This window comes from Neisseria sicca, assembly GCF_003044565.1.
Taxonomy (GTDB): Bacteria; Pseudomonadota; Gammaproteobacteria; order Burkholderiales; family Neisseriaceae; genus Neisseria; species Neisseria sicca_A.
The window spans coordinates 1-23,563 of sequence record NZ_POXG01000001.1; the positions used below are offsets into that span (position 1 = coordinate 1).

The window sequence follows — 23,563 nt, forward strand, 5'->3', positions numbered from 1 at the left end:
AACTGAGCTACCACCGCGCATCATTGTTTTGCAACAATGAAAGGAAACTTGGTGGGTGATGACGGAGTCGAACCGCCGACATTCTGCTTGTAAGGCAGACGCTCTACCAACTGAGCTAATCACCCGAGAACTTCGGATTAAACCAAAAAACCTCTATTAGGGCAAGCCGTTTGTTTTAAGATAAATATATTTATTTGAATATAAATAATAAATAAGTTTAGTATTATCTCAATCAAAAATCATATGCCCCAGTTTGTCGGCTTTGGTGTGCAGATACCGTTCGTTTTCCACATTTTCGCCGACATGGAGCGGAATACGTTCGACGACGTTGATGCCTGCATCTTTCAACGTCTGAATTTTTTCGGGATTGTTGGTCAACAGCTTGACCGCGCGGATATTCAGATGGTCGTAGATTTGCTTGGCAAGCGTAAAATCACGTGCATCAACGGGTAGTCCGAGCGCAAGGTTGGCTTCGACCGTATCCATCCCTTCGTCTTGAAGCCGGTAGGCACGGATTTTGTTGATTAAACCGATACCGCGCCCTTCTTGACGCAAATAAACGATGACACCGCGCCCTTCTTGTTGAACCGCTTTCATCGCCGCTTCAAGCTGCGGACCGCAGTCGCATTTTTTGGAAAACAGCGCATCCCCGGTCAAGCATTCGGAATGGATGCGGGTCAGGACAGGGAGGTCGTCTGAAAAATCGCCCATCGTCAAAGCGATATGTTCTTGTCCGCTCGGCTCTTCAAAACCGTGCATAGTGAAGTCGCCCCATTCGGTCGGCAGGCGGCAGGCGGCAACGAATTTCAAGGTATTATTCATGTTCTTCTTCCTTGTCTTCGATGCCTGCCAATGCTTTCAGCGGCTCGGCAAGTGCCAAAGCCAGCGCCGACCAATCCGTTTGGGCTGCTTCATCGGCCTGATCTTTATCGGCAAATTCAGCATGGACCACGCCCAAAACCGTACCGTTTTGAGTAGCGACAGGAATGGACAACTGGCTTCCACTGCCTTTATTCCTGTCGCCTTGGATTTCGTCCAGCGAAAGCCAATAGGCAATATCGTTGGCAATATTCATCCAGCCGCTCTGCGCCGTACGGCAGGCAAGGTAAACCGTACCGTTTTCTTCATGCACCGCCAACAGGTTCTCCAAAGGCTCGCCTTGCGCCGAGATACGAACCAGCCTTGCATGTGGTTCACTCGGAATGTGGATGTAAACCGCCGCGCTTTTGACGGCTGTTGCGCGACTGAATACCGAATCCAGAGCCATGAAAACCTGTTTGAGCAAAACTTCATTTTCCGACGTTTCTCCAATATGGTCTGCCAGCTTCCAACCGTCTTCTTCACGCCATAAAACCGAGCGGTCAATCGAAGCATTGCCCATATCCATCACCGTCTTCGCGGTCAGATAAGCAACACGGAGGTCGTCTGAAGACAGCTTCAAACCCTGTGTCTGTAAAAAATCCTGAATCAGTAAAACGGGCATGATGTTCCTCTTTGATATTAGTGTGTTCCGGCAGATAACCGACCTACCATTATATCGGTCGGAATAAAGCAATTTCAAGCCAAAGATTGTTTGCAGAGCAGGATACTTTGTGTATAATCCCCAGTTTCATCACGCGGACGTGGCGAAATTGGTAGACGCACCAGATTTAGGTTCTGGCGCCGAGAGGTGTGAGAGTTCGAGTCTCTCCGTCCGCACCACCTAACCCCTTTCAGGGGTTATTTTTTTGTCTAATCAAATCTAATGCAGTAATCAAGATTCAATACTGGTAAGGCTTTCAGGCTAATAACCCCCTTGCCAAGTGTCTAAATACCTCCAATGCCGTATAATTGAATAAACCAAAATATGGGGGTATGATTTGGGGAATCTGACAACACCCCCTAAAAACATACCCCCAATGCCCCTGAACGACCGCCAAATCAAAGCCGCCAAGCCGTCTGATACTGGAAAGAAAGCCAAGTTATTTGACGGGGGCGGCCTGTATCTTGAAGTTACCCCAGCGGGCGGAAAAGTATTCCGCCTGAAATACCGTATAGATGGCAAAGAGAAAACTCTCACTATCGGGAAATATCCGACCATTTCACTGGTAGAAGCCCGCCAAGCCGCCGAAAACGCCCGCCGCATGATTGCACAAGAGCAAGACCCATCAGCAATGAAGCAACAGGCCAAACAGGAGCGCAAAACGGCCTTACTGAATACCTTTGCCAACGTTACCAAAGCATGGCATGAGAAAACCACCAAGCGCAAAAGCTGGAAGCCTAATCATGCCGCCCGTGTTTTGCGGTACTTTGAAACAGATGTTTTCCCTATTATTGGGGAAACGCCTATAAACAAAATCGGGAAAAAAGAGATAAAGGCCGTATTGGATAAAGTAACAGAGCGGGGCGTATCTGAAACCGCCGAAAAAATCAGGCAATGGATAGGCGCGGTGTTTACCTATGCCGGTTATGAAGAATTGACCGACCGAAACCCTGCCGCGTTACTGAAAGGCTATATAGAGCCAACAGAAAGCAAAAGAATGCCCGCCCTACCCCGTGAAGAATTGCCGGAGTTTTACCGCCGCCTGATACTGGCAGATTGTGAGCAACAAAACAGAATTTGCGTAATGTTGATTATGCTTTGCTTTGCCCGAAACAAAGAGATACGCGGCGGCCAATGGCAGGAAATCGACTTTAAGCGCAAAACATGGACGATTCCCGCTAATCGTATGAAACGGCCACGAGAGCACACAATCCCCTTGTCTGATTGGGCGATTGAGCTATTAAACGAACTACACGCCATAACCGGCGAAACACCCTTTCTATTTCCAAGCCCTAAATCCAAAACTGGTTACATTAGCGAAAATACAGCGGGCAAAATCATCAACAGCATGGGCTATTACGGGATAGCCACCCCGCATGGTTTCCGCTCGCTTGCAAGCAGCGTTTTGAATGAACAAGGCTTCAACCCTGACGCGATAGAACGGCAGCTTGCCCACATTGAAAACAACAAAATCCGCGCCGCCTACAACCGCGCCGATTATCTGAACGAGCGCAAAGAGTTTATGCAATGGTATAGCGACTTTTTGCGGGAACGGTATAACCAAGCATTGCAACTGATCCGAGATGGTAAGACTGATTAGAGGTCGTCTGAAAATATCTACTTCGAGTTTCGGAGTGTTTTTTATAAGACTGAAAAATAGTATAGGAATTTATAAGAGGTAAAAATGGCTTGGAGACTATATTACACGCTTGAAGAAGCGGCAGAAAAGTTAGGTAGGGAGTTTAACGATACCTACACAGCAAATGACCTAATACATTATGCGGCTATTGGTTTAGTTGAGTTATATATAAATGGGATTGGACGTAAATATTATTTTGCAAAGAGACCATTTTATGATTTGACGTATGACGAAGAAGAAAAAGGGAAATATGCGGAATTACCCGAAGACTTAATATATGGAGGAGACTTCATCCCTATGACACAATTTGATGCGATGTGTTTCGAGGGAGGAACGGAATATATAGAAATAAAACATGTGGATAAATTAGCCGTCATAGATATTCATGGAGAACTGGGGAAAATCTATGCTGAATCTTCTTCTGAGTGGAAAGACCTTGAAACATTAGTGTATTGCCTCATCCCGAATGAGTTACTAGGAAATCTATTTCAAATTTCATCAGAGGACGAACCAACAAAACGAGAAGAAATAGACAAACCTGAAAATGTAATCAGAGTAAAAAGGCATGATTTGTGCATTTTACAAGATGATTTAACCATACTGCGTCAGGAATTGGCATACAGAATTAAAGGTAAGAAAGTAAAAGAAGTAAATGACAAAAAATCGTTACTCAACATCATATCAGCCCTGAAAGATACGCTAATTGACAAAGGAGTCTATAAGAACCAAGCTGGAATTATCGAATATTTGGCAAATGAAGCAGAAGGTTACGGATTATCTGAAGCCAATCTGAAAGCCAAATTTGCAGAAGCGAACAAGCTGAAAAAGTCTAATTAAACTTGGAAAAGTCTAATTGTACTGAAGCCGCCCACATGGGCGGCTATATTTTTGCCTGTCATATAACCCCGACTAAGAAAGGCAAAGCATATGAATACTGTATTACGAGTAAACGATACCGCCCGCGTTATGGGTGTTTCACGGGCGACTATTTGGAATTGGGCAAACCCTAAGAGCCGCCATCACCGCCCTGATTTTCCTAAGCCTATCAAACTTTCCGAAAATATTACCGGCTGGCTTTCTAGTGAGATTGAAGAGTATCTCGGCAAACTAGCAGCCAAACGCGAAGAGCAGGCAAATTGATTTATCAGGCGCAAAACAAATGCCGCCTGAACGGACATTCAGACGGCGGAAAGGATTATTAAGCATGAGCAGCTATTCTACCAACGGCAAGGCAAAAACGCCAAGCCAAAAAGAGCGCGTTTTATCCCGATTGAAACAGGGCAGCGTTACATCATGGGAGCTTACCCAAATGGGGATATTGGGCTACAACACGCGCATCATGGAGCTTCGCAGGGCGGGGCATGACATCGTTACCGTGATGGAAGAAGTAACAAACCAATTCGGGGAAACCGTGAAACGCGGTCGGTTCGTATTAATCAATTAAATCAGGAGCTTTAACAATGAATATCGAATATACAAAGACAACTTTTGAGACCCGTCAAAAGTTACTGAAAGAAGAAGAGGACAAATGCAGCGAACTGACCGCCCAAATTGAAGCGGCGGAAGCTGGTGTTACAGAAGCGCAGGCGGTGATCAATGAATTTGCAGGGTTGCGAAACAGACGCAAAGGCATATTTGCAAATTTGTTGAAAATGGGCAAACCGACAAACAGCGAAGAAGCCAAAGGGCTTGATTCAGAGATTGCCGCCAAACGTGAAGAAGCAGACCGCGCCGCCGATATGCTGGAAGCGCAAAAAGAACTGCTGGAAAGCCTTTTTGATGAACGCCTCCAACATCTGAACCGCATTTCAGAGCTTCGCAATTTATTGTCCGTTTCCCGATATGAGCTGTTTATCGCCGATATAGAAGAAACCCACTTGCCCGAATATTTGGAAGCCGCGCGCGCCTATGCCAATGCCGCCGCGAAATTGGTGGGGATCGGTAAAGCCGCCGTTGAGATGAAAACGAAGCTACAAGAAAACGGTTTGCGGGTTGATTGCCCGTCTTACGGGCAATCCCTGCCAAATCGAATCATTGATTTACGTTTGCCGGGCTTCTTCAACATGATGGACGGTACAGGCGGAGAAGAAAACGCTATTTTCGACATCTTGGAAGACATGGAGAAAGAAAAAGAAGCGGCTTTGGACAATTTGAAATAGCAACACTCAAACAGCCGCCCAAAGGCAGAAAAATCGCTATTGGGCGGCGTTCTGAAAGGATTAAGGACATGACCCCGAAACAAGAACAGTTTGCCCGTCTGTATGTGGAAACGGGCAATGCGAGCGCAGCATATCGGCAAATCTACAACACCGACAACATGAAGCCCGAAACGGTAACGAATGAAGCCTATAAGCTGCTTCAAAACCCCGATATTTCCGCGATGGTGGACGGCTTAAAGGAAGAAGCGCGGCAACGACACGCGGTAACGGTGGGCGACCTGTTGCACGAATTGGAACAGGCACGGGCGGCGGCACTGGCAGCCCCTACCCCGCAAAGCAGCGCGGCGGTATCGGCAACGATGGGCAAGGCAAAAATGCTGGGCTTGCTGGTGGATAAGGCGGAAATCAAGGCAGAGGCGGAAGTCAGCACGAAACAGGAAAAATACACCCCGCCGTTAACGGACGATGAAATGAGGCAAGTCATGGAAGATTTTTTTCACAAGCCATACAGTGAAATCACGCTTAAGGACATCATCGGAACCGTTGGAGAAAATACGGAACGCATCGGGTATGCAATAACCATGATTATCGTGGATAAAAAAATTTAGCCGCCTGATGCAAAAATCATTTGACAAATCGAGCCTTGAGAATCAGAATCTTGGTTCTCTCTCAAATACAGTTAGCCCAAATCAGCAGGGTAAACGCTGATTTTTTATCGCCAAAATTCTTTTACGGGCGTTTGCGATGTTATTAAACGTTAACATTTCAGACGACCTATCACGAGTTATGGCGGTGTGTGGTAACGGTAACGTCCACGCCTGACTAACTGCAGGAGAGAGCACCGCCCCCTTATTTGGGCTTCTCAAATCTCAAACAGTTAGGAGCATTTCAAATGCAATCTTCAAATTCTATCCAAATCCAAGACGTTCAATCCCCATCAGAACAAGGCTTTTGCGCCGTCGTCCACGAACCGACTGCGTATTTAGCCGATATTGACGTTCATTCATGTACCGCCCGCCGTTTGGGTATCTATCCATCACACGCCGCCGCCGTTGCCGCCTGTCGGTCGTTTATTGCTTCACTTTCAGACGACCTAAAAGCATGGGCTGCTTACAGCGTAACGACAGCCGAACAAATCCGCTAAATCCCTGAAAAACACCCGCCTTTATGCCGCCCGTTTTGGACGGCATAAGGCAAACTTCGCCCTAGTGTTTTCATAAGTATTTGATTTTTCGATATTTGATATTTTTGGTGCGCTGGGCATGGAGGACATGAAAACATGAAACAGACTGATAAAAACGACCGTTTCCGCCGCTATTTCAACCGCGCTTTGCTGGTGTTTTGGGTGTTGTTGACGGCTTTGGCAATCCGAGCCTGTAACCAGCCCGCCCATGCAGAAACGGAGCAGGCAATCACGGCAACCCCGACCATATGGGAGACCGACCCGATGGCGGGGGTAGTTTTAGAACCTGTAACAGAGGAGGCGCGGCAATGAAGACCATCACGGAGAAGCTGGCAAACCAGCTAAACAGCAAAGAGAAGGCAATCGCAGCGGTGGACGTTTTGACCGCCGTCTTGCTGATTGTGAACGACGGAGCAAGCCGAAAAGCCGCGATTAATACCGTAGCAGCCATAGCGCGTGAAGCGATGGACAGATATGGGGAGGCAGAACAATGAAGCCGACCTATCAAGACATCAAAGCCGCCGCGCAATACCGCTGGCAGGAAATTCACGCCGCCATAGGCATAGACCCGCGATACCTGAAAAACAAACACCAGCCTTGCCCCGCGTGTGGGGGCAAAGACCGTTTCAGATACGACGACAAGGACGGTAACGGCACATTCATTTGCAGCCATTACCACAACGGCGCGGGCGACGGTTTCGGCTTGGTAATGCACTATCTGAATTGCGGTTTTGACGAAGCATTGCGCGCCGTAGCGGGCGTGTTGAACATGGGCGGGGTAAACCCCTTGCCGATACCGCCCACGCGCCCACAGACGCAACTATGCCCCGAAAAAGACCACATCGGCAAACTTGCCGCATTGTGGGACGGGGCAGAACCGATAACCGCCGATTCCCCCGCCGTGCAGTATTTGAAATCACGCGGTTTGGACATGGCGCAATTACCTGAAAACATCCGTTTTTTGAAAGGGGCGGATTATTGGACTAGGGGCGAAGATACGCCGCTTTTTATCGGTCGTTTCCCCTGTATGGTTTGCGCCATCCGCGATACGGGCGGTGAGCTTCAAGGCTTGCATATGACCTATTTTCAGACGACCTATGACAAGCCATGTGGAGAGGACGGACTACACGCCCCGCATTATCGAAAGCTGGCAATCAAACACCCCGAAACGGGCGAAGATTTGCCCGCCAAGAAAATGCAGAGCCGCAAACAGGGCAGCATTTCAGGCATGGCGGTTCACTTGTTTCCCATTCCTGAAAACGGACGGCTTGTCATCGCAGAGGGTATAGAAACCGCCCTTGCCGCCCGTAAACTGTTCCAAGCCCATGACTGGGGCTTATCCGCCGCCTTGAGCGCAAACAGCATGGCGAAATACCGGCTTTCAGACGACCTAAAGGAAATCGTGATTATTGCCGATAACGACACGCCGCGCCCCGTAGGTTTCAAAGCCGCGCATGATTTGGCAGTCCGAGCCATCAAGCAGGGCATCAAGGCGCGCATATGGCAGAGCGACACACCAGGCTATGACGCATTGGACGAACTGAAAGAAAAAAGGTCGTCTGAAGCCCAATCAGACGACCCTATCCAACAAAATGGAGACGTTACACTATGAAAACGAACGTAATTATAGATGCTAAAGCCATTGAAGACTACAACATCGACAACATCGAACCATACCGCCCGCGCCCCCGCTTCGATACCGACCATCGGGGCGTATGGTGGATAAACGTCAGAACAGGTAAAGACGGCGAAGCCATCGAAGCAGAGCCGCTATTGCTTTCCGACCCTATCGACATCATCGGCACGGGGCAGGACAACGACGGCGCGTATTACCGCGTTATCCGCTGGCAGGACAAAATCACACGCCAAACCAAGACCGCCGCCATCCCACAAGCGGAAATCGGCACGGTTCAGGGCTGGCAGCGTTTGCAGAGTTACGGCTTGACCGTCATGAGCGGGCGGGCAAAAAGGGAGCGGCTGGCAGACTATTTGCAGACACAGGGCAGCCGTACCGCCTTTACCATTACCGACCGCGCGGGCTGGCACGGCGACACCTACATCATGCCCAGCGGCGAAACCATCACGGCAGACGGCAAAACCCCCGCCGTCATCTACAACGGCGACACCGGCCAAGCGGCGGCATACCGACCAAACGGAGAGCTTGGCGACTGGCGGCAAAATATCGCCCGATACGCAGCGGGAAACAGCCGCCTATGCCTAGCATTGGGCGCGTCCTTTGCCGCCCCCTTGCTGTCCCTGTTGAGCGAAGAATCAGGCGGTTTTCATCTGATGGGCGATTCATCCGACGGCAAGACCACCGCCGCCAAAGCAGCCTTGAGCGTATGGGGCAGACCATCGGGCAGCCTGTTGTCTTGGAGTGGCACGAAAATAGGCTTTTCCAATACCGCCGCCGCCCGCAATGACGGCTTGCTGGTGTTGGACGAAATCGGGCAGGCAAGCCCCCACGTCATCGGCGACACCGTTTACAGCGTCATGAACGGAATTAACAAAGTACAGGGCGCAAAACAGGGCGGAAACCGCGCATTGAGCCGCTGGAAAGTGATGATGTTCTCCACAGGCGAAAAGACCCCCGATTCCATCCTGAAACACCACAAAGGCGATTGGAACGCAGGACAAGCCGCCCGTCTGCCCAGTATCAGAGCCGCCGCCCGATACGGCATTTACGACACCTTGCACGGCTTCGAGAGCGGGGCATTATTGAGCGAACATATCGCCCAATCCGCCGAACAATATCACGGGGCAGCGGGCAGAGCGTTCATCCGCCGGCTTTCAGACGACCTAGAGCAAGCCAAACGACAGGCAAACGAGCGCATGATCGCATTTATGGAGACCGTCCCCGAATTGTCAGGGCAGGCACGAAGAGTGGCGAAACGCTTTGCCCTTGCCGCCGCCGCTTTGGAGCTTGCCGCCCCTGTTACCGGCTTGCCCGTAGGTGTAGGCATGGCAGGCGTGAAACAATGCTTTGACGAATGGCTGGAAGCCAACGGAGCGGGGAAACACGAAGACCGTAGAATCATCGAGCAGGCAGCCGCATTTATGGACGTTTACGCTTTGTCCATGCGCTTTTCAGACTGGAACAGCCAAACCGTGAACCAAAATCACGCAGGCTATCGGAAACAAGAAGGGCATATAACTGAATATTGGTTGATTCCTGTTGTATTTGAAGAAGAAATCTGCCAAAACTTCGACAAGCTGAAAGTTTGCGAAGTGTTACACGCCGAGCAATGGCTGAAAAAACCAAACAACGGCAGATGGCAACACCAGCGCAAATACAACGGCGCGTCAGCACGATTCTATGTTTTGATGGGAGAAGCCCCGCCCGATATTGACGAATGACCGAAAGACAGCCCGCTATGACCGATACAGGCGGGCTTTTTTGCGCCCATTACTTCAGGCGAACCATTCCATACGCCATAAAATCAACAGCAAGCCCCTAATTTTCGAGAATTAGGGCTATTCATCCCCTGCCCAATACTAATCCCATACCCAAACAGCAAAACTCGCTTACAGCGCAATTTTGACCTATTTACGCCATATCTACCAAAAAGGCAGGCAGTGAATAAATAATTTCGATACCAATACGCGCGCGCACGCGCGAGAGCCATACAACGAATTTTGCGAGTCCATAAAAAGGAAAAGAAGACCAAGACGCGTGGACAGATAAAACCCTATGCGCGAGACAAATAAAGTGGTTACCGTGGTTACCACAAAACTTAACATTTATAACTATATGAATATAAATATAAAAACACAGAAAAAACGGTAACCACCTACATTAATTTAACAGGTTACCGAGTGGTTACCAGTGGTTACCCTTTTATTTTCATGTACTTATGCCCCAAATCAAATAGCGGTAACCAGCGGTAACCATGTAAAGCTCTGTAAGTGGTTACCGCGAAAGCCCCGATTTATAAGGCTTTGGCAGCGCGGTAACCACAGTAACCACGGTAACCACCACTTTTTTTATCTATATACGCTTTTTCTTTATTCTTGCCTCTTGCTGCTTATTTGTATAAAATTTGATACATGAACAGAGAGAAGCCGATTGAATGGCGTGATACATCGCTAGAAGACCTAAAAGCCTTTCCGATTGAAGCGGTAAGGCATTTCGGCTATGAGTTGGGATTAATCCAAAATGGCTTAGAGCCGACAGACTTCAAGCCGATGATTAGTCTTGGCAGCGGGGTTATGGAACTTAGAAAACGTTTGCCCGACGGGGCGTTTAGAGTGGTTTATGTGGCTAAGTTTGAAAAAGCCGTCTATGTATTGCACAGCTTCCAAAAGAAGAGCCAAAAAACCGCCCCGAAAGACACAGCAATCATCAAGAGCCGATATAGGGCATTGATACAGGAGATAGAAAAATGACATCGAAAACCACGCATATTACACCGGTAGGCGGTAATGTTTTTGCCGATTTGGGTTTTCAGCCTGACGAAGCCGCCAAACTCAAGGCACATAGCGATATGATTATCAGAACCAAGTTACAGCTTGCCGAAAGCGTCAGCGCATGGATAAAAGAGCAGAACTTGAAACAGGAACAGGCGGCAGAAATCTTTAACACCAGCCGCCCCCGTGTTTCCGATTTGGTAAACGGCAAAATCAGCAAGTTCACGATAGATGCGTTATTAACCATGCTTGCTAAGACAGGCAAAACGGCGGAACTGAATATCAGCCGCTAATCTGATGGCGAACAGCTAAAGTGGAGTAATGCTTACCCCTGAAAAATTTTGACTTTGACAAAATGGGGGTGTATTTGGGGGTATTTTTCCAAATTCATAAAATTATATTTATAAATATCAATATCTTAATTATTTAATTCGAGTCTCTCCGTCGCACCATTATAATCGTATAAAACATATACTTACAACACGCTGGGACAGTTATGAGACACAAAAAAGCCGTCATTTTAGATGGCTTTTTTATTTTTATCGTTAGCGGTGTTTTGGGATGCAGGCTTCGATTAGGGTGGGAGGTCGTCTGAAAACTTAAATTGTGTCTGTTTTGTAAGAAACTTGCTTTCGTTTCAATTTTTCGCCCAAATCATTCTGATGGGTTTGATAAGCTATAAGGCGGATGTTTTGTAGTGCATTAGATTAATGAGACAACATAGAACAAGTAAACTAATGGGAAGTAAAACCGAATAAATCAGTATCTTCATTTCTACACCTGTTTGATGGGAAAGGTCGTCTGAAAATGGTTTTAGCGAAATTTGCTATGTCCGTTTTCAGACGACCTTTTTTGTTTTTACCGCATTAGCATCGATATCTTGAGCTGTTTAATTAATTTCAGGTTGCGGGACTTTGTGTTGGACGGCGTAAACGGCGGCTTGGACGCGGCTGCTGAGGTTGAGTTTGCGCAGTAGGTTTTGGACGTGGACTTTGACGGTGGATTCTGCCAAGTCCAGATGGCGGGCGATGACTTTGTTGCTGTGTCCGGCGGCGAGATAGCCAAGGATTTCGAGTTCACGCGGGGTGAGGGTGGCGAGTGCTTGGTCGGTGCGCGGTGCGGACGGGGAAATCAGGGACTGGACGAGGCGTGTGGTCATTTCGGGGGAGAAGACGTTGTCGCCGTCGACGGCTTTGCGGATGCTATCGAGCAGGAAGTCGGCGTTGATGTTTTTCAGCAAAAAGCCGCGTGCGCCGATGCGCATGCATTCGGTCAGGTCGTCGCTGTCTTCGGAAACGGTCAGCATGATGACGGTTTGGTTCGGGTTGACGCCCAAGATTTGTGCCAGTGCTTCGCGTCCGTTCATGACGGGCATGTCAAGGTCGAGTAAGACGACGTCGGGTTTGAGCTGTTCCGCCATTTTGACGCCGGACAAGCCGTCGGCAGCTTCGCCGATGACTTCAAAATCGCTTTGGCGTGAGAGTAGTGCTTTGATGCCGCTGCGGAAGAGTGTGTGGTCGTCGATGAGGATGATTTTAATAGTCATGGGTCGTTCTCTTGTGTTGCGGTAAGGTTAAGGTAACGGTTGTGCCTTGTTCGGGCTGGGATTGGATGTCTAGGTTGGCATTGATGCGGCGCGCGCGCTCTTGCATGATGCCGAGTCCGACATGTTCGCCGGAGAGTTTGTGCAGGTGTTGCGGGTTAAAGCCGATACCGTCGTCTTCGATGCTCAGGGTAAAGTTTTGTTGGTTGAGCATGCTGATTTTGACGTGTTGGGCTTTGGCGTGTTTGCGGATGTTGGACAGGCTTTCTTGCAGGATGAAGATGATTTGCAGCTGTTCGTCATCGTTTAGTGTGCGGCCGTCGTCCTGCCATACTGTTTCTACATTGATTTTGGTTTGGCGTTTAAACCTGGACAGCAGGGTGGTTACGGCTTCCGGGAAGTCTTTGTTGCTGATTTTGGTCCGGAAGTTCAGCAGAAGTTCGCGCACGTCTTCGTAACATTCTTGTACGCCGTCTTTGATGAAGCGGATGTTTTCTTCGGCTTGTTCTTTCTGGTCGGCATGGAACGCGCTTTCCAGCATTTGAACTTGAAGATTGAGGAAGGTCAATGCTTGGGCGATGCTGTCGTGCAAACCTTGGGCAATCAGGTTGCGCTCTTGGAGTACGGCAAGCAGGCGCCGCTCTTGTTCGAGACGGCTGCTGGCGATGGATACACCTAATTGACCGCATAATGTACGCAGGAGTTCGTTGTCGTTGTCGTTAAGTGTGGGGTCGTCTGAAAAATATAGGGTCAGGATGCCGAGTTCTTCTTCTTGATAGGTGATGGGGAAAACGACGGTATGTTTGAATAGGGGTGTTTCTTCTTCAGGTTGGGTTTGTTCGGTGTCCGAATCGTCGCCTTCTGCTTCGGACAAACCGATGGAGGCGACTAGGTTTGTGTTTTTGCGGTCGTTGTCTAAAAGGCGGATGCTGCCTGCGCTTGCGGAAACGGCTGGCAGGGTCCGTGCGAGGAATTCTTCTGCTGCTTCGCGCGGGGTAAGGGTTTGGTGCAGGTCTCGCGTGGTTTGGTAGAGCAGGGTCAGGTCACGGTTTTGGCGGGCGAGGTCTTGGGTTTGTCTGGCGACTTGTCCTTCCAAATCGGTATAGAGGACTTTCAGACGACTGCTCATTTGGTTGAAGCCTTTGCTGACTTGCGCAAACTCTTGAATCTGTTCGGTATCGATTTGTACGCCGAATCTGCCTTGGCTGATGGTTTCTACACCGTCGCGCAGGGTTTCAAGTGGACGGATAATCCAAGCGTAGTGCCATACGATCATTAAACCTGCGGCGACAAAAATCATCAGCATCATCGCCATTTGGAAACGGCGCAGCCATAAGGTGTTTTTTTCGTTGGCGTTTTCCAATGCCTGTAAGAACAATTCGATATTGCCGGCAAAGCGGTAGAGTTCGATCTGCGTCGGTCTGCGGTAACGTTTCAACGCGGGTTGGATGTTTGATTTCCAGTCGATTAAGAGCATGGATTGGATCAGGCCATAGGCCGGCGGTGTTTCCGAAGGCATCAGGGGATAGATGGCATCGCTTTGGGTAATGCGCAGGAGTGTTCCTTCAAATTCGCGTAATTGGTTGTCGATTTGCGCTTGCGGGGTGCGTTCGCTTGCCATATAAGCCAAACGGTAAACCTGCATTCTCAAGCTTGCGGCATCATCAATGACGGTGGCTGCGTTTTCCAGCCTCAGCGATAAAATCAGGGTCAGGATGACGGACAATAAAGCCGAACCAACCCATAAGACAGTCAGCAGTTTTAATCTTGAGGACAGGCTCAGGCCGCCTGAAAATAGGGTTCGTAAGCTCATGGAATAAAGGAAGGGCGTTGTGTTGCCAAATGTTATAAACATATCATTCTTTAAGCGGGGAAACAACCTGTCCGAAAAGGAATTTGGCGCAAATGAGAAGAGATTAGCTTTAATGTAAAATCGTGTTATGATAAAATTCACTTTATATGAATTTTATCGCGGGCAATCGTCTTTTCAGACGACCTCGAGCGATATGCCGATTTCTCAGGGAATCGGTCGAAACACAACATCCATGAATTAAAAAAGATAAGAATCAGCCGATTAACAGTATGGGCACACAAAACCAGAGACTTCACAAAGGACTACCAAAATGAAAACCTTCGCATTGATATTGGCCGGCGGGCAAGGTGAGCGAATGGGAGGGGCGGATAAAGGATTAGCGTTGTGGCGTGACAAGCCTTTGATTGATCATGTTATTGAGGCGGTAAGCCCACAGGTTGAACACATTGCCATCAGCGCCAACCGGAATTTGGAGGAATATGCTCGCCGTAGTGCGCATATTTTTGCCGATTCGCGTCAATGGCAGCATTTGGGACCGCTAGCGGCTTTGTGTACGGCTGCCAATGATTTGCAGATTGCGGCGGCGGATTGGCTGTTGGTGGTACCGTGCAATATGCCCGCGCTGCCGGCAGATTTGGTGGCAAAATTTGAAACGGTTTCCAAGCGCACGCCTTTATGCAACGCGTTTTATGTGGAAACGCCGGTCACGCCGCATCACAACGTGATGTATATCCGCCCGCAAATCCTGCAAAGCACCGTCCCGTATCTGTATTCGGGGATGAAAACCTTGAGTGGCTGGCTGCATCAGCAACGGGCGAGATCGGTGCATTTTGGTTCGGAAGATGTTTTTTTCAGCTGCGATACGTCGGAAGATTTGCGGGCGCAGCCGCTTTAAAAATTGCATTTTGGTTTTAACATGGAAAGCCGTGCATCCCATACAAAAAGGTCGTCTGAAACTTTCAGACGACCTTTTGTCATTTGCTTTATTGGGGGATGTATTGTTTCAGCAGTTCGCGGAACTGCGCGCCGGTTTCCGGATGTTTCAAGCCGTAGGCGACAGTGGCTTCGAGATAACCCAGTTTGCTGCCGCAGTCGTAGCGTTTGCCGTCGAAGGCATGGGCGAGGACGAACTCGTGATCCAACAGGCGGGCAATGCCGTCGGTCAGTTGGATTTCATTGCCTGCGCCGCGTGGCAGGTTTTCCAAAAGGCTGAAAATGTGAGGGGTCAGAATATAACGACCGACCACGGCAAGGTTGGACGGCGCTTCTTCGGGTTTCGGTTTTTCAACGATATTGGTAATTCGTTGAAAGCTTTTCAGTTTTTCCACTTCAACAATGCCGTACGAGCCGGTTTGCGACGGATCGACGGTTTCCACGCCTAACACGCTGTTGCCGCTTTGATTGTAGATATCGACCATTTGCTTCAGCGCGCCTTTGGGCGCGTCAATCAAGTCGTCGGCAAGAATGACGGCGAAGGGTTCGTCGCCCACTGCGGCGCGGGCGCACAATACGGCGTGTCCCAAACCTAAAGCTTCGGCCTGACGGATGTAAAGGCAGGTAATGTTGGAAGGCAGGATGTCTTTGACGTGTTCCAGCAGTTTGTCTTTTTGACGCATTTCCAGCTCGGTTTCCAGCTCGTAGGCTTTGTCGAAATGGTCTTCGATGCTGCGTTTGTTGCGGCCGGTGATGAACACCATTTCGGTACAGCCTGCTTCTACTGCTTCTTCTACCGCGTATTGAATCAACGGTTTGTCGACGATGGGCAGCATTTCTTTCGGGCTGGCTTTGGTCGCGGGCAGAAAGCGCGTACCCATGCCGGCTACGGGGAAAACGGCTTTTTTAATCGGTTTCATGTAGTTCCCTTCAATTTAAATGTGGAATCGAGGTTTCAGACGACCTCGGTTGCATATGATTGACTTGGTTGCCACGCTGTCGACGACAAACGAATAACAGCATCTAAAAGGCGTTCAACGAACTTAGAGTGTTCATTCTCCGATAAGTTGCCAAAATCGGTCGAAAACCGAATCAAGGATTTGGACGATTGTGTAAGCCAGCTTGGTTATCTCTTTGAATGCTCTTAATAAATGCTTAACCCAGCATCGCCAAAAGTTCTTCTTCGCTCAATACCGCCACACCCAAGGCATTGGCTTTTTCCAGCTTGCTGCCGGCGGCTTCTCCGGCGACGACGTAGTTGGTTTTTTTGGAAACGCTGCCGGAAACTTTTCCGCCTGCGGCTTCGATCAAGGCTTGGGCTTGGTCTCGTTTGAGGGTGGGCAGGGTGCCGGTTAACACAAAGGTTTTGCCTGCTACGGCTTCGTTGACGTCGTCTGAAATCCTTACTTCTTGGTTTTCAGACGACGTTTGGGCAAAGAAGGTTTTCAGGTTTTCGAGCAGGGCGGCGTTTTGTGTCTCGCTGCGCCATGCTTGCCAGTCGGCGGGGAGGGCTTTGTCGGTTTGCAGACCTTCTATGCTTTTGCCGGCGAGTTCCCATAAGGCTTGGGCTTTGTTTTCGCTGATTTTGAAACCGGGCAGGCGGGCAATCCAGCGTTGCGGCTCGGCGTGGCGGGCGGGCGGGATGGTAACGGCTTGGGTTTGCGGGGCAACGCCTGCGGCGAGCAACTCGTCTATCATCGCCTGCTGCGCGTCTTGGGCGAAGAAATGGGCGATGGAGTGGGCGACGACGGTTCCGATGTCGGGCAGGCAGGCGAGGATGGGTTCGGGTGCGCGGCGGACGTGTTCCAGCGAACCGAATGCCTGCGCCAGCGTTTTGGCGGTGCGTTCGCCGACATGGCGGATGCCGAGCGCGAACAGGAAGCGGGCGAGTTCGGGCGTTTTGCTGGCTTCTATGCCTGCGAGGATGTTTTCCGCCCACTTGGTCGGCTGTTTTTTGCCGGTTTGGGTGTTGCGTTCAGACAGGTCGTCTGAAACCGTTTCGGCGTCGCTGTTTTCATTTTCAGACGACCCTTTATCCGCTGTTTCCTTCATTTTTTGCAAGGTCGGGATGTCGAGGCGGTAGAGGTCAGCGAAGTGGCGGACGAGATCTTGGGCGACAAGCTGCTCGATTTGTTTTTGACCGAGTCCGTCGATGTCCATCGCTTTGCGTGAGGCGAAGTGGATTAAGCCCTGTGCGCGTTGCGCCTGACAAAGCATGCCGCCGCTGCATCGGGCGACGGCTTCGCCTTCTTCGCGTTCGATTTCGCTGCGGCAGATGGGGCAATGGGTCGGCAGGCGGTAGGGCTTGTGGAGTGGAACGGATTGAGTTTGGTTTGCGGACGGTGTTTTGGCAAACAGGTCGTCTTGCTGATGCTTGAGGTCGTCTGAAACGTTGGAAACGGCGGTTTCCTGCATCGGACGGCGTTCGAAAATCACGCGCACGACTTCGGGAATAACGTCTCCGGCGCGGCGCACGACGACGGTATCGCCGACGCGCACGTCTTTGCGCGATACTTCGTCCTGATTGTGCAGGGTGGCGTTGGTTACGGTTACGCCGCCGACGAATACGGGTTGCAGGCGGGCGACGGGGGTAACGGCGCCGGTACGCCCGATTTGCACGTCTATGGCTTCGACGACGGTCAGGGCTTCTTCGGCGGGGAATTTGTGGGCAATCGCCCAGCGCGGCGCGCGGGAAATGAAGCCGAGTTCGCGCTGTTGCGCCAAGCTGTTGACTTTGACCACCATGCCGTCGATTTCGTAGGGCAGTTCGGGGCGCTTTTGCTGCATTTGTTCGTAAAACGCCAATACTTCGTCGATATTTTTGAAACAACCGAAATTACCGTTGGGCAGACTGAAGCCGAGTTCTTGGAAATAGGTGAGTTCTTGGATATGTGCTTCCGCGATGAAACCGCCTTGCTGACGGGCGACGGAGTAGGGGAAAAAGTGCAGTTTGCGTTGCGCGGTAATACGCGAATCGAGTTGGCGCAGGCTGCCGGCGGCGGCGTTGCGCGGATTGGCAAAGGGTTTTTGCCCGTTTTCGGCTTGACGTTTATTGAGGGTGGCGAAATCGGCTTTGAGCATCAACACTTCGCCGCGTACTTCGATGAGTTCGGGCACATTTTCGCCGTGCAGCCGCAGGGGGATGTTGGCGACGGTTTTGACGTTTTGGGTAACGTCTTCGCCCGTTGTGCCGTCGCCGCGCGTCGCCGCCTGTACCAAGACGCCGTCACGGTAAAGCAGGCTGATGGCGAGGCCGTCGAATTTGGGTTCGATAACGTATTCGGGATTGCCGCCGTCCAAGCCGTCGCGCACGCGTTGGTCGAAAGCGTACATTTCGGCATGGTCGAACACGCCGTTTTCACCTTGCGGGGAAAAGGCGTTGGTCAGCGACAGCATCGGCACTTCGTGGCGCACTTCGGCAAATCCCGCCAAAGGCTCGCCGCCGACGCGCTGGGTCGGGCTGTCGGGCAGTTTGAGCTCGGGATGGTTTCGTTCCAACGCTTCGAGTTCGCGGAATAATTTGTCGTATTCGGCATCGGGTACGCTGGGCGCGTCGAGGGTGTAGTATTCGTAGGCGTAGCGGTTGAGGAGGTCGGTGAGTTGGCGGATATGTTGTGCGGTTTGATTCATGGAGGAGGGTTTTCAGACGACCTTCGTCTGATACAGGAGGATACGGGCAAAGGTCGTCTGGAAAATGATAGGTTGAAAACAGCTGAATTTTACCCGAAAAAAAGCGGATATGCCGTAACGACATATCCGCTTTGATTGCATTCGATTTTAGGAGAACAGGCGCAGGGCTTGTTTGCTGCCGGGTTTGATGCCGACTTTGAGCATTTCTTCCTGACGCGCCAAGACGTAATTGCGAATGTCTTTGAGCCATTGGGTAGAAACTTCTTCCATTTTGTCGTTGACCAAATCCAAGCCCAACTGACCGGAGAGGCGTACCGCCAAGTCCATGAAGAGGTCGAAGGTTTTTTCGCCGGCGGGCGCGTGCGGGATGTCGAGCAGCATACTGAAGCCTTTGTAGGACTGGTTGTCCAAGAGGGCGTTGGTAAACGCGTCGCCTGTGAGACTGTGGATGGCAAACATCGGACTGCCGGTTTGTCCGGTGTAGTGGAATGCGCCGTCTTCGCCCAACACGAAACCGAGGTTTTCAACAGAAGCGCGCAGTTCGACGCCGCTGATGTTGCTGTGTGAAACCAAGTGGATGGCGATGGTTTGATCGACGCGGGCGCAGAAGGTATCCAATGCCTGCGCGACTTCGGTAAACGCTGCCAAATCGGTGTGGAGGACTTTGCCGCCCATCAGTTGGGCGAAGGTGTCAACCTGTTGGTTGAACTGTTGCAATTCTTCTTGGGTTGCCAAACCGTTGCGGCTGACTGCTTGCAGGCCGACGACGAAACCTTGGTAATACACGCTCGGAATCGGTTCGGCAACTTGGAAGCGGTCGTCCATGGTGCAGCCGATGATTTGGAAACGGTGGCGGTTGGACAGGCGGGGCAGGGCGTGCAGCTCTTGCGCTTCAGAGAGGGCGATGTAGGCGAGGTAGTCGAAGCGCGGGTCAAACCACGGCAATTCGACTTGAGACAATTCGTCCAAGCTGACCAAAGGTTGGTTGGCGGCGGACGGCAGGTTGACCGGCTCGTCGCTGGCGGCTTGGGTGGTGATTTCGTTGTTCAGCCCGATGACGGTATGCTGTACCGGCTCGTCGGTAAAGTCGTCTTCAATCGCCAACTCGACATCGGTTTTGATGGCGGAAGGTTTGGCGAGTTTGGCTTTGGCGGCGAAGATTTCGTCTTGTTCTTGCAGATTGCGCAGCGCGGCTTCTTGGGCTTTGTTCGCTTTTTTGACGAACAGGCCTTTGCCGCCGGATTCTTTACCGTCGCGCACATGGCTGGTTTTACTGTTCAGGAGCGCGTCTTTGTCGGAGTGGCCGAACTGCTCGCGCACCTGTTTGCGGTATTGGTTTTCTTGGTACATATTGTAGGCGATGACGGCAAGGATGACTGCCAAGCCTAAGACGATGAAAATCATGGGTAATCACTTTTTTGTAAGAGCGGCATTCCGTCTTCGTTGCCCGGGGTGGTTTGCCTTTGGGCGTATGCGGAATCGTATTGCCGCGAGTAAGTTCGTCGGAGTCGGACACGGATTGTCCCGTATGGATGCTTGATTATAACGAAAATAAACTTTTCTGACAGCAAATGCCGAGAATGATAGCCCAAAATCGGGCCAGGTCGTCTGAAAAATGCTATATGGCATTTTTGAGCGATTAACGGACAACCGGGAAACCTGCTGCCTGCAATCTTTGCCAGTCGAAAAAGTGGCCGGGGTCGGTTTTGCGGTCGGGCGCGATGTTTTGATGGCCGGTAACGGAGGTGATAGGGTAATGCCCGACCAACGCGTGCAGCAGGGTTTCCAGCGTTTGATATTGCGCTTCGGTAAACGGTTCGAAATCGCAGCCTTCCAATTCGATTCCGACCGAAAACGCATTGCACTTTTCACGTCCGCGAAACGACGACACGCCCGCGTGGTACGCCATATCGTCGCAAGAAACAAACTGTACCGCTTCGCCGTCGCGGGTAATCAGAAAATGGCTGGAAACGCGCAAGGTGTGGATGACGCTGAAAAACGGATGTTCGTCGGGGTCGATGCGGTTGGTAAACAGTTTTTCCACCGCGCCTGTCCCATATTCGAAGGGTGGCAGGGAAATATTGTGTAAAACCACCAGCGATACGCTTTCTGATTCTGCCCGCGGTTCGAAGCTCGGCGAAAACGCGCGGCGCGCAGGCTGCCACCAGCCTTGTTGCCAGTCAATGTCTTTGCATTCGGATGGAAGATTCATATTCAGACGACCCTTTATTTCAGACGACCACTGAGGCGGAAAAAACATACGTCGGGCGGGTGCCCGAGGAAGAGGGCGCGCATTTCAGTTATACTGTCGCCCGACGTTCACAAATCAAGAATCCTACCATGCTGAAAAAAATGTTGAAATGGTTTGCGGTATTTTTTGTTGCCGTTGCCGCCGTGTTCGCCGCCTTGCTGTTCGTTCCCAAAGACAACGGCAAAGCATACCGTATCAAAATCGCAAAAAACCAAGGCATCTCTTCCGTCAGCCGTACGCTTGCCGAAGACGGAATCGTTTACAACCGCCACGTTTTGGTCGCAGCCGCCTACATGATAGGCGCACACAATAAACTCAACGCAGGCTCATACCGCCTCCCTTCCAACATTTCCGCATGGGGCATTTTGCAGAAAATCCGCAGCGGCAGACCCGATGCCGTTACCGTTCAAATTGTCGAAGGTTCGCGTTTTGCCACGATGCGTAAAATCATCGACAACACGCCCGACATCGAACACAAAACACGCGGTTGGAGCGATTCAGAACTCATGCAGGCAATTGCCCCCGACGCGCTCAGCAGCAATCCTGAAGGCCAGTTCTTCCCCGATAGCTATGAAATCGACGCAGGCAGCAGCGATTTGCAAATCTACCAAACCGCTTATCAAACCATGCAACGTCGTCTGAACGATGCTTGGGAAGATCGCGAAAGCGGATTGCCCTACAAAAATCCGTATGAAATGCTGATTATGGCGAGCCTGATTGAAAAAGAAACCGCCCACGAAGACGACCGCGCCCATGTTGCTTCAGTATTCGTCAACCGCCTCAACATCGGCATGCGCCTGCAAACCGACCCGACCGTGATTTACGGTATGGGCAGCGCGTATAAAGGCAAAATCCGCAAAGCCGACCTCCAGCGCGATACGCCGTATAACACTTACACTCGCAGCGGCTTAACCCCGACCCCCATCGCCCTGCCGAGCAAAGCCGCCCTTGAGGCTGCAGCCCACCCGTCAAATGAAAAATACCTCTATTTCGTCTCCAAAATGGACGGCACCGGCTTGAGCCAGTTCAGCCATAATCTGGAAGAACACAATGCCGCCGTACGCAAATATATTTTGAAAAAATAGGTTGAATTAAGCCTCAGAAGCATAAAGGTCGTCTGAAAATCTGTTGAACCGGTTTTCAGACGACCTTTTGTATTCAGGACATTGGGACAGAACATTGTTGTCTATCTTTATTGATGGATTGCCGTTTTAACTCTGATTGTGTCCGCAAAAATATATAGTGGATTAAATTTAAACCAGTACGGCGTTGCCTCGCCTTGCCGTACTATCTGTACTGTCTGCGGCTTCGTCGCCTTCTCCTGATTTAAATTTAATCCACTATAAAAACGGTCTGAAACCGTATGATTTGGTTTGCAGACCGTTTTTTAACCTTAAATACTTTATCGGGTAGGCGGTTTGGCGTATCCGTTGTCAGCAGGGAACGCCTCAGGTTCGTTGGTTCGGCGGTTCGGGTCGTACAGTTCGAAAATTGCAGTGCCGATTACACCTGTATTGCGGATGGAGCCATTATCCGAGTTGGCGGCATAAGATTCGCGAGGGCTGCTGAAAATAAACGATGCCACTGCGCTGCTGCTTTTGCGGAAACCTTCGATTTCCAAAGAGCCATGGGGATGCAATACATAACCGCTGGCGTATTTGCTGGCTTGTTTGCCTGAAATTACATCCAAACCATCGACGCTGGCGACGATTTCCAAAGTTTTGTTGCTATTGTTTTTATAGACCAAACGGTATGCTTGTCCGTCTGTACCGCGCAGATAGTAGTTGCCTCTGTCGCGGAAGATCGGCAACAGGTCGCCGTCATCACCGCGCACGGACAACTCCACTTTGCCTGAAGCTAAAGAAATCGAATTGACGCTGCGACCGTGATAATCTTTGGATGAGTAGTTTAATACGCTTTGTGCCAAAGGTTCACGGCTGACGCGGCGTAAATCTACGGAATGGACAGAAGATTGGACTTCATCACCCCAGCGCGTTCCTAATTTCTCTGCCTTGTGAGCACGCTGACTCGGCATTGCTGAATTGGCAGCAGCCGGTGCTTCCATTGCTTGATGCGATTGGGAACAGGCTGCTAAAACGGCAGCCAGTAACACCGGCAACCATAATTTAAATTTCATTTGAGGCATAATCGTTCCTTCGGTAAGGTGGATGATAGATATACAACCTGAAAATACAAAATGAAACTAGCCATATCATTATTGTTTTTTCTGAGTAACAGGAACAATACAGCAAAAGAGTTACCCATATTTTATAAAATTAATCCAAATGGGTAAGAAACAGTATTAAATCATATTTTGTAGGTTTATACATCTAAAGGGTTTATTAAAAAATGTTTTTTCATTGGGGTGTTGTCAATAAGTAGGGTAAATAGAGGTAAAGTTATCGAATAGGTCGTCTGAAAATTATCACCGCATCGTGTTCATCATGCACAGAAATTTTAAGTAGTACATTGTCAATTTAGAC

At 50.2% G+C, this 23,563-nt stretch carries 24 protein-coding genes, 2 tRNA genes and 1 pseudogene; 16 read left to right on the forward strand and 11 right to left on the reverse strand.

What is annotated here, in order from left to right:
- Positions 1 to 49: 49 nt before the first annotated feature.
- The 3 genes from DBZ16_RS00005 to DBZ16_RS00015 form a co-directional block, all read right to left on the reverse strand.
- Positions 50 to 125 (reverse strand) — tRNA-Val (locus DBZ16_RS00005).
- Between the two features lie 103 nt (positions 126 to 228).
- A complete protein-coding gene (gene ribA / locus DBZ16_RS00010) occupies positions 229 to 822 on the reverse strand; it encodes a GTP cyclohydrolase II (protein ID WP_107812479.1) in 594 nt (197 codons plus the stop codon).
- A complete protein-coding gene (locus tag DBZ16_RS00015; protein ID WP_107812480.1) occupies positions 815 to 1,483 on the reverse strand; it encodes a hypothetical protein in 669 nt (222 codons plus the stop codon). Before DBZ16_RS00015 ends, ribA begins: the two co-directional genes overlap by 8 nt.
- A 133-nt stretch (positions 1,484 to 1,616) precedes the next feature.
- Between DBZ16_RS00015 and DBZ16_RS00020 the strand changes: the two genes are divergently transcribed.
- The 14 genes from DBZ16_RS00020 (at position 1,617) to DBZ16_RS00085 (ending at position 11,203) form a co-directional block, all read left to right on the forward strand.
- Positions 1,617 to 1,701 (forward strand) — tRNA-Leu (locus tag DBZ16_RS00020).
- A 197-nt stretch (positions 1,702 to 1,898) separates the two neighbouring features.
- A complete protein-coding gene (locus DBZ16_RS00025; protein ID WP_107812481.1) occupies positions 1,899 to 3,122 on the forward strand; it encodes a tyrosine-type recombinase/integrase in 1,224 nt (407 codons plus the stop codon).
- 84 nt (positions 3,123 to 3,206) lie between these two features.
- On the forward strand, positions 3,207 to 3,998 hold the full coding sequence (locus DBZ16_RS00030) for a hypothetical protein (protein ID WP_107812482.1): 792 nt from the start codon (positions 3,207 to 3,209) through the stop codon (positions 3,996 to 3,998).
- 90 nt (positions 3,999 to 4,088) lie between these two features.
- Positions 4,089 to 4,301, forward strand: a complete 213-nt coding sequence (locus DBZ16_RS00035; protein ID WP_070602585.1) for a helix-turn-helix transcriptional regulator — start codon at positions 4,089 to 4,091, stop codon at positions 4,299 to 4,301.
- Positions 4,302 to 4,365: 64 nt separating this feature from the next.
- Entirely contained in the window at positions 4,366 to 4,605 is a 240-nt protein-coding gene (locus DBZ16_RS00040; protein ID WP_060975619.1) for a helix-turn-helix domain-containing protein, read from the forward strand.
- Positions 4,606 to 4,621: 16 nt separating this feature from the next.
- Positions 4,622 to 5,320, forward strand: a complete 699-nt coding sequence (locus tag DBZ16_RS00045; RefSeq protein WP_107812483.1) for a hypothetical protein — start codon at positions 4,622 to 4,624, stop codon at positions 5,318 to 5,320.
- 68 nt (positions 5,321 to 5,388) lie between these two features.
- Entirely contained in the window at positions 5,389 to 5,928 is a 540-nt protein-coding gene (locus DBZ16_RS00050) for a terminase small subunit (RefSeq protein ID WP_107812484.1), read from the forward strand.
- Positions 5,929 to 6,212: 284 nt separating this feature from the next.
- Positions 6,213 to 6,464 (forward strand): hypothetical protein, encoded by a 252-nt coding sequence (locus DBZ16_RS00055; RefSeq protein ID WP_107812485.1) that lies wholly within the window; start codon positions 6,213 to 6,215, stop codon positions 6,462 to 6,464.
- 135 nt (positions 6,465 to 6,599) lie between these two features.
- On the forward strand, positions 6,600 to 6,815 hold the full coding sequence (locus tag DBZ16_RS00060) for a PTS sugar transporter subunit IID (protein ID WP_107812486.1): 216 nt from the start codon (positions 6,600 to 6,602) through the stop codon (positions 6,813 to 6,815).
- Positions 6,812 to 6,997: a polyribonucleotide nucleotidyltransferase gene (locus tag DBZ16_RS00065; protein WP_070680744.1), complete on the forward strand. Its 186-nt coding sequence runs from the start codon at positions 6,812 to 6,814 to the stop codon at positions 6,995 to 6,997. The genes DBZ16_RS00060 and DBZ16_RS00065 overlap by 4 nt, the downstream gene beginning before the upstream one ends.
- Positions 6,994 to 8,115: a DUF7146 domain-containing protein gene (locus DBZ16_RS00070; RefSeq protein WP_107812487.1), complete on the forward strand. Its 1,122-nt coding sequence runs from the start codon at positions 6,994 to 6,996 to the stop codon at positions 8,113 to 8,115. Before DBZ16_RS00065 ends, DBZ16_RS00070 begins: the two co-directional genes overlap by 4 nt.
- A complete protein-coding gene (locus tag DBZ16_RS00075) occupies positions 8,112 to 9,860 on the forward strand; it encodes a DUF927 domain-containing protein (protein ID WP_107812488.1) in 1,749 nt (582 codons plus the stop codon). Before DBZ16_RS00070 ends, DBZ16_RS00075 begins: the two co-directional genes overlap by 4 nt.
- A 690-nt stretch (positions 9,861 to 10,550) precedes the next feature.
- Entirely contained in the window at positions 10,551 to 10,889 is a 339-nt protein-coding gene (locus DBZ16_RS00080; RefSeq protein ID WP_070492805.1) for a type II toxin-antitoxin system RelE/ParE family toxin, read from the forward strand.
- Positions 10,886 to 11,203: a helix-turn-helix domain-containing protein gene (locus DBZ16_RS00085; protein WP_019270431.1), complete on the forward strand. Its 318-nt coding sequence runs from the start codon at positions 10,886 to 10,888 to the stop codon at positions 11,201 to 11,203. The genes DBZ16_RS00080 and DBZ16_RS00085 overlap by 4 nt, the downstream gene beginning before the upstream one ends.
- Before the next feature lie 596 nt (positions 11,204 to 11,799).
- Here the strand turns inward: DBZ16_RS00085 and DBZ16_RS00090 are convergent.
- Both DBZ16_RS00090 and DBZ16_RS00095 read right to left on the reverse strand, forming a co-directional pair.
- Positions 11,800 to 12,456, reverse strand: coding sequence for a response regulator (locus tag DBZ16_RS00090; protein WP_049224090.1), 657 nt, complete (start codon positions 12,454 to 12,456; stop codon positions 11,800 to 11,802).
- Positions 12,446 to 14,266, reverse strand: coding sequence for a histidine kinase (locus DBZ16_RS00095; protein WP_205836763.1), 1,821 nt, complete (start codon positions 14,264 to 14,266; stop codon positions 12,446 to 12,448). The genes DBZ16_RS00090 and DBZ16_RS00095 overlap by 11 nt, the downstream gene beginning before the upstream one ends.
- A 310-nt stretch (positions 14,267 to 14,576) precedes the next feature.
- On the opposite strand from DBZ16_RS00095, the gene DBZ16_RS00100 reads away from it, so the two are divergent.
- Positions 14,577 to 15,161 carry a molybdenum cofactor guanylyltransferase gene (locus tag DBZ16_RS00100; RefSeq protein WP_107812490.1) on the forward strand — a complete coding sequence of 195 codons (585 nt, stop codon included), beginning with the start codon at positions 14,577 to 14,579 and terminating at the stop codon, positions 15,159 to 15,161.
- An 88-nt stretch (positions 15,162 to 15,249) separates the two neighbouring features.
- On the opposite strand, the gene galU is transcribed toward DBZ16_RS00100, so the two are convergent.
- The 4 genes from galU to ampD all read right to left on the reverse strand — a co-directional run bounded on the left by galU (position 15,250) and on the right by ampD (position 21,041).
- Positions 15,250 to 16,119, reverse strand: a complete 870-nt coding sequence (galU, locus tag DBZ16_RS00105) for a UTP--glucose-1-phosphate uridylyltransferase GalU (protein ID WP_107812491.1) — start codon at positions 16,117 to 16,119, stop codon at positions 15,250 to 15,252.
- Between the two features lie 235 nt (positions 16,120 to 16,354).
- The gene (ligA, locus tag DBZ16_RS00110; RefSeq protein ID WP_107812492.1) at positions 16,355 to 18,829 is read right to left on the reverse strand and encodes an NAD-dependent DNA ligase LigA; all 2,475 of its coding nucleotides are present in this window, start codon (positions 18,827 to 18,829) and stop codon (positions 16,355 to 16,357) included.
- A 147-nt stretch (positions 18,830 to 18,976) separates the two neighbouring features.
- The gene (locus DBZ16_RS00120; RefSeq protein WP_003763891.1) at positions 18,977 to 20,233 is read right to left on the reverse strand and encodes a cell division protein ZipA C-terminal FtsZ-binding domain-containing protein; all 1,257 of its coding nucleotides are present in this window, start codon (positions 20,231 to 20,233) and stop codon (positions 18,977 to 18,979) included.
- Between the two features lie 235 nt (positions 20,234 to 20,468).
- A complete protein-coding gene (ampD, locus tag DBZ16_RS00125) occupies positions 20,469 to 21,041 on the reverse strand; it encodes a 1,6-anhydro-N-acetylmuramyl-L-alanine amidase AmpD (RefSeq protein ID WP_107812493.1) in 573 nt (190 codons plus the stop codon).
- Between the two features lie 128 nt (positions 21,042 to 21,169).
- Here ampD and mltG point away from each other — a divergent pair, with 128 nt between their 5' ends.
- Positions 21,170 to 22,165: an endolytic transglycosylase MltG gene (gene mltG, locus DBZ16_RS00135; protein ID WP_107812494.1), complete on the forward strand. Its 996-nt coding sequence runs from the start codon at positions 21,170 to 21,172 to the stop codon at positions 22,163 to 22,165.
- Positions 22,166 to 22,314: 149 nt separating this feature from the next.
- On the opposite strand, the pseudogene DBZ16_RS15475 reads toward mltG, so the two are convergent.
- Positions 22,315 to 22,431 (reverse strand): annotated as a pseudogene (locus tag DBZ16_RS15475) (IS5/IS1182 family transposase); the annotation flags it as partial.
- Positions 22,432 to 22,482: 51 nt separating this feature from the next.
- Positions 22,483 to 23,226, reverse strand: a complete 744-nt coding sequence (locus DBZ16_RS00140; RefSeq protein ID WP_107812495.1) for a hypothetical protein — start codon at positions 23,224 to 23,226, stop codon at positions 22,483 to 22,485.
- Positions 23,227 to 23,563: the final 337 nt, after the last annotated feature.

Coding starts and splice junctions, on each gene's coding strand:
- galU (WP_107812491.1), bottom strand. CDS start 16,119: ATGAAACCGATTAAAAAAGCCGTTTTCCCCGTAGCCGGCATGGGTACG.
- DBZ16_RS00095 (WP_205836763.1), bottom strand. CDS start 14,266: ATGAGCTTACGAACCCTATTTTCAGGCGGCCTGAGCCTGTCCTCAAGA.
- ampD (WP_107812493.1), bottom strand. CDS start 21,041: ATGAATCTTCCATCCGAATGCAAAGACATTGACTGGCAACAAGGCTGG.
- mltG (WP_107812494.1), top strand. CDS start 21,170: ATGCTGAAAAAAATGTTGAAATGGTTTGCGGTATTTTTTGTTGCCGTT.
- DBZ16_RS00065 (WP_070680744.1), top strand. CDS start 6,812: ATGAAGACCATCACGGAGAAGCTGGCAAACCAGCTAAACAGCAAAGAG.
- DBZ16_RS00035 (WP_070602585.1), top strand. CDS start 4,089: ATGAATACTGTATTACGAGTAAACGATACCGCCCGCGTTATGGGTGTT.
- DBZ16_RS00070 (WP_107812487.1), top strand. CDS start 6,994: ATGAAGCCGACCTATCAAGACATCAAAGCCGCCGCGCAATACCGCTGG.
- DBZ16_RS00015 (WP_107812480.1), bottom strand. CDS start 1,483: ATGCCCGTTTTACTGATTCAGGATTTTTTACAGACACAGGGTTTGAAG.
- DBZ16_RS00085 (WP_019270431.1), top strand. CDS start 10,886: ATGACATCGAAAACCACGCATATTACACCGGTAGGCGGTAATGTTTTT.
- DBZ16_RS00120 (WP_003763891.1), bottom strand. CDS start 20,233: ATGATTTTCATCGTCTTAGGCTTGGCAGTCATCCTTGCCGTCATCGCC.
- DBZ16_RS00140 (WP_107812495.1), bottom strand. CDS start 23,226: ATGCCTCAAATGAAATTTAAATTATGGTTGCCGGTGTTACTGGCTGCC.
- DBZ16_RS00090 (WP_049224090.1), bottom strand. CDS start 12,456: ATGACTATTAAAATCATCCTCATCGACGACCACACACTCTTCCGCAGC.
- DBZ16_RS00040 (WP_060975619.1), top strand. CDS start 4,366: ATGAGCAGCTATTCTACCAACGGCAAGGCAAAAACGCCAAGCCAAAAA.
- DBZ16_RS00045 (WP_107812483.1), top strand. CDS start 4,622: ATGAATATCGAATATACAAAGACAACTTTTGAGACCCGTCAAAAGTTA.
- DBZ16_RS00075 (WP_107812488.1), top strand. CDS start 8,112: ATGAAAACGAACGTAATTATAGATGCTAAAGCCATTGAAGACTACAAC.
- DBZ16_RS00060 (WP_107812486.1), top strand. CDS start 6,600: ATGAAACAGACTGATAAAAACGACCGTTTCCGCCGCTATTTCAACCGC.
- DBZ16_RS00100 (WP_107812490.1), top strand. CDS start 14,577: ATGAAAACCTTCGCATTGATATTGGCCGGCGGGCAAGGTGAGCGAATG.
- DBZ16_RS00055 (WP_107812485.1), top strand. CDS start 6,213: ATGCAATCTTCAAATTCTATCCAAATCCAAGACGTTCAATCCCCATCA.
- DBZ16_RS00030 (WP_107812482.1), top strand. CDS start 3,207: ATGGCTTGGAGACTATATTACACGCTTGAAGAAGCGGCAGAAAAGTTA.
- ribA (WP_107812479.1), bottom strand. CDS start 822: ATGAATAATACCTTGAAATTCGTTGCCGCCTGCCGCCTGCCGACCGAA.
- ligA (WP_107812492.1), bottom strand. CDS start 18,829: ATGAATCAAACCGCACAACATATCCGCCAACTCACCGACCTCCTCAAC.
- DBZ16_RS00025 (WP_107812481.1), top strand. CDS start 1,899: ATGCCCCTGAACGACCGCCAAATCAAAGCCGCCAAGCCGTCTGATACT.
- DBZ16_RS00050 (WP_107812484.1), top strand. CDS start 5,389: ATGACCCCGAAACAAGAACAGTTTGCCCGTCTGTATGTGGAAACGGGC.
- DBZ16_RS00080 (WP_070492805.1), top strand. CDS start 10,551: ATGAACAGAGAGAAGCCGATTGAATGGCGTGATACATCGCTAGAAGAC.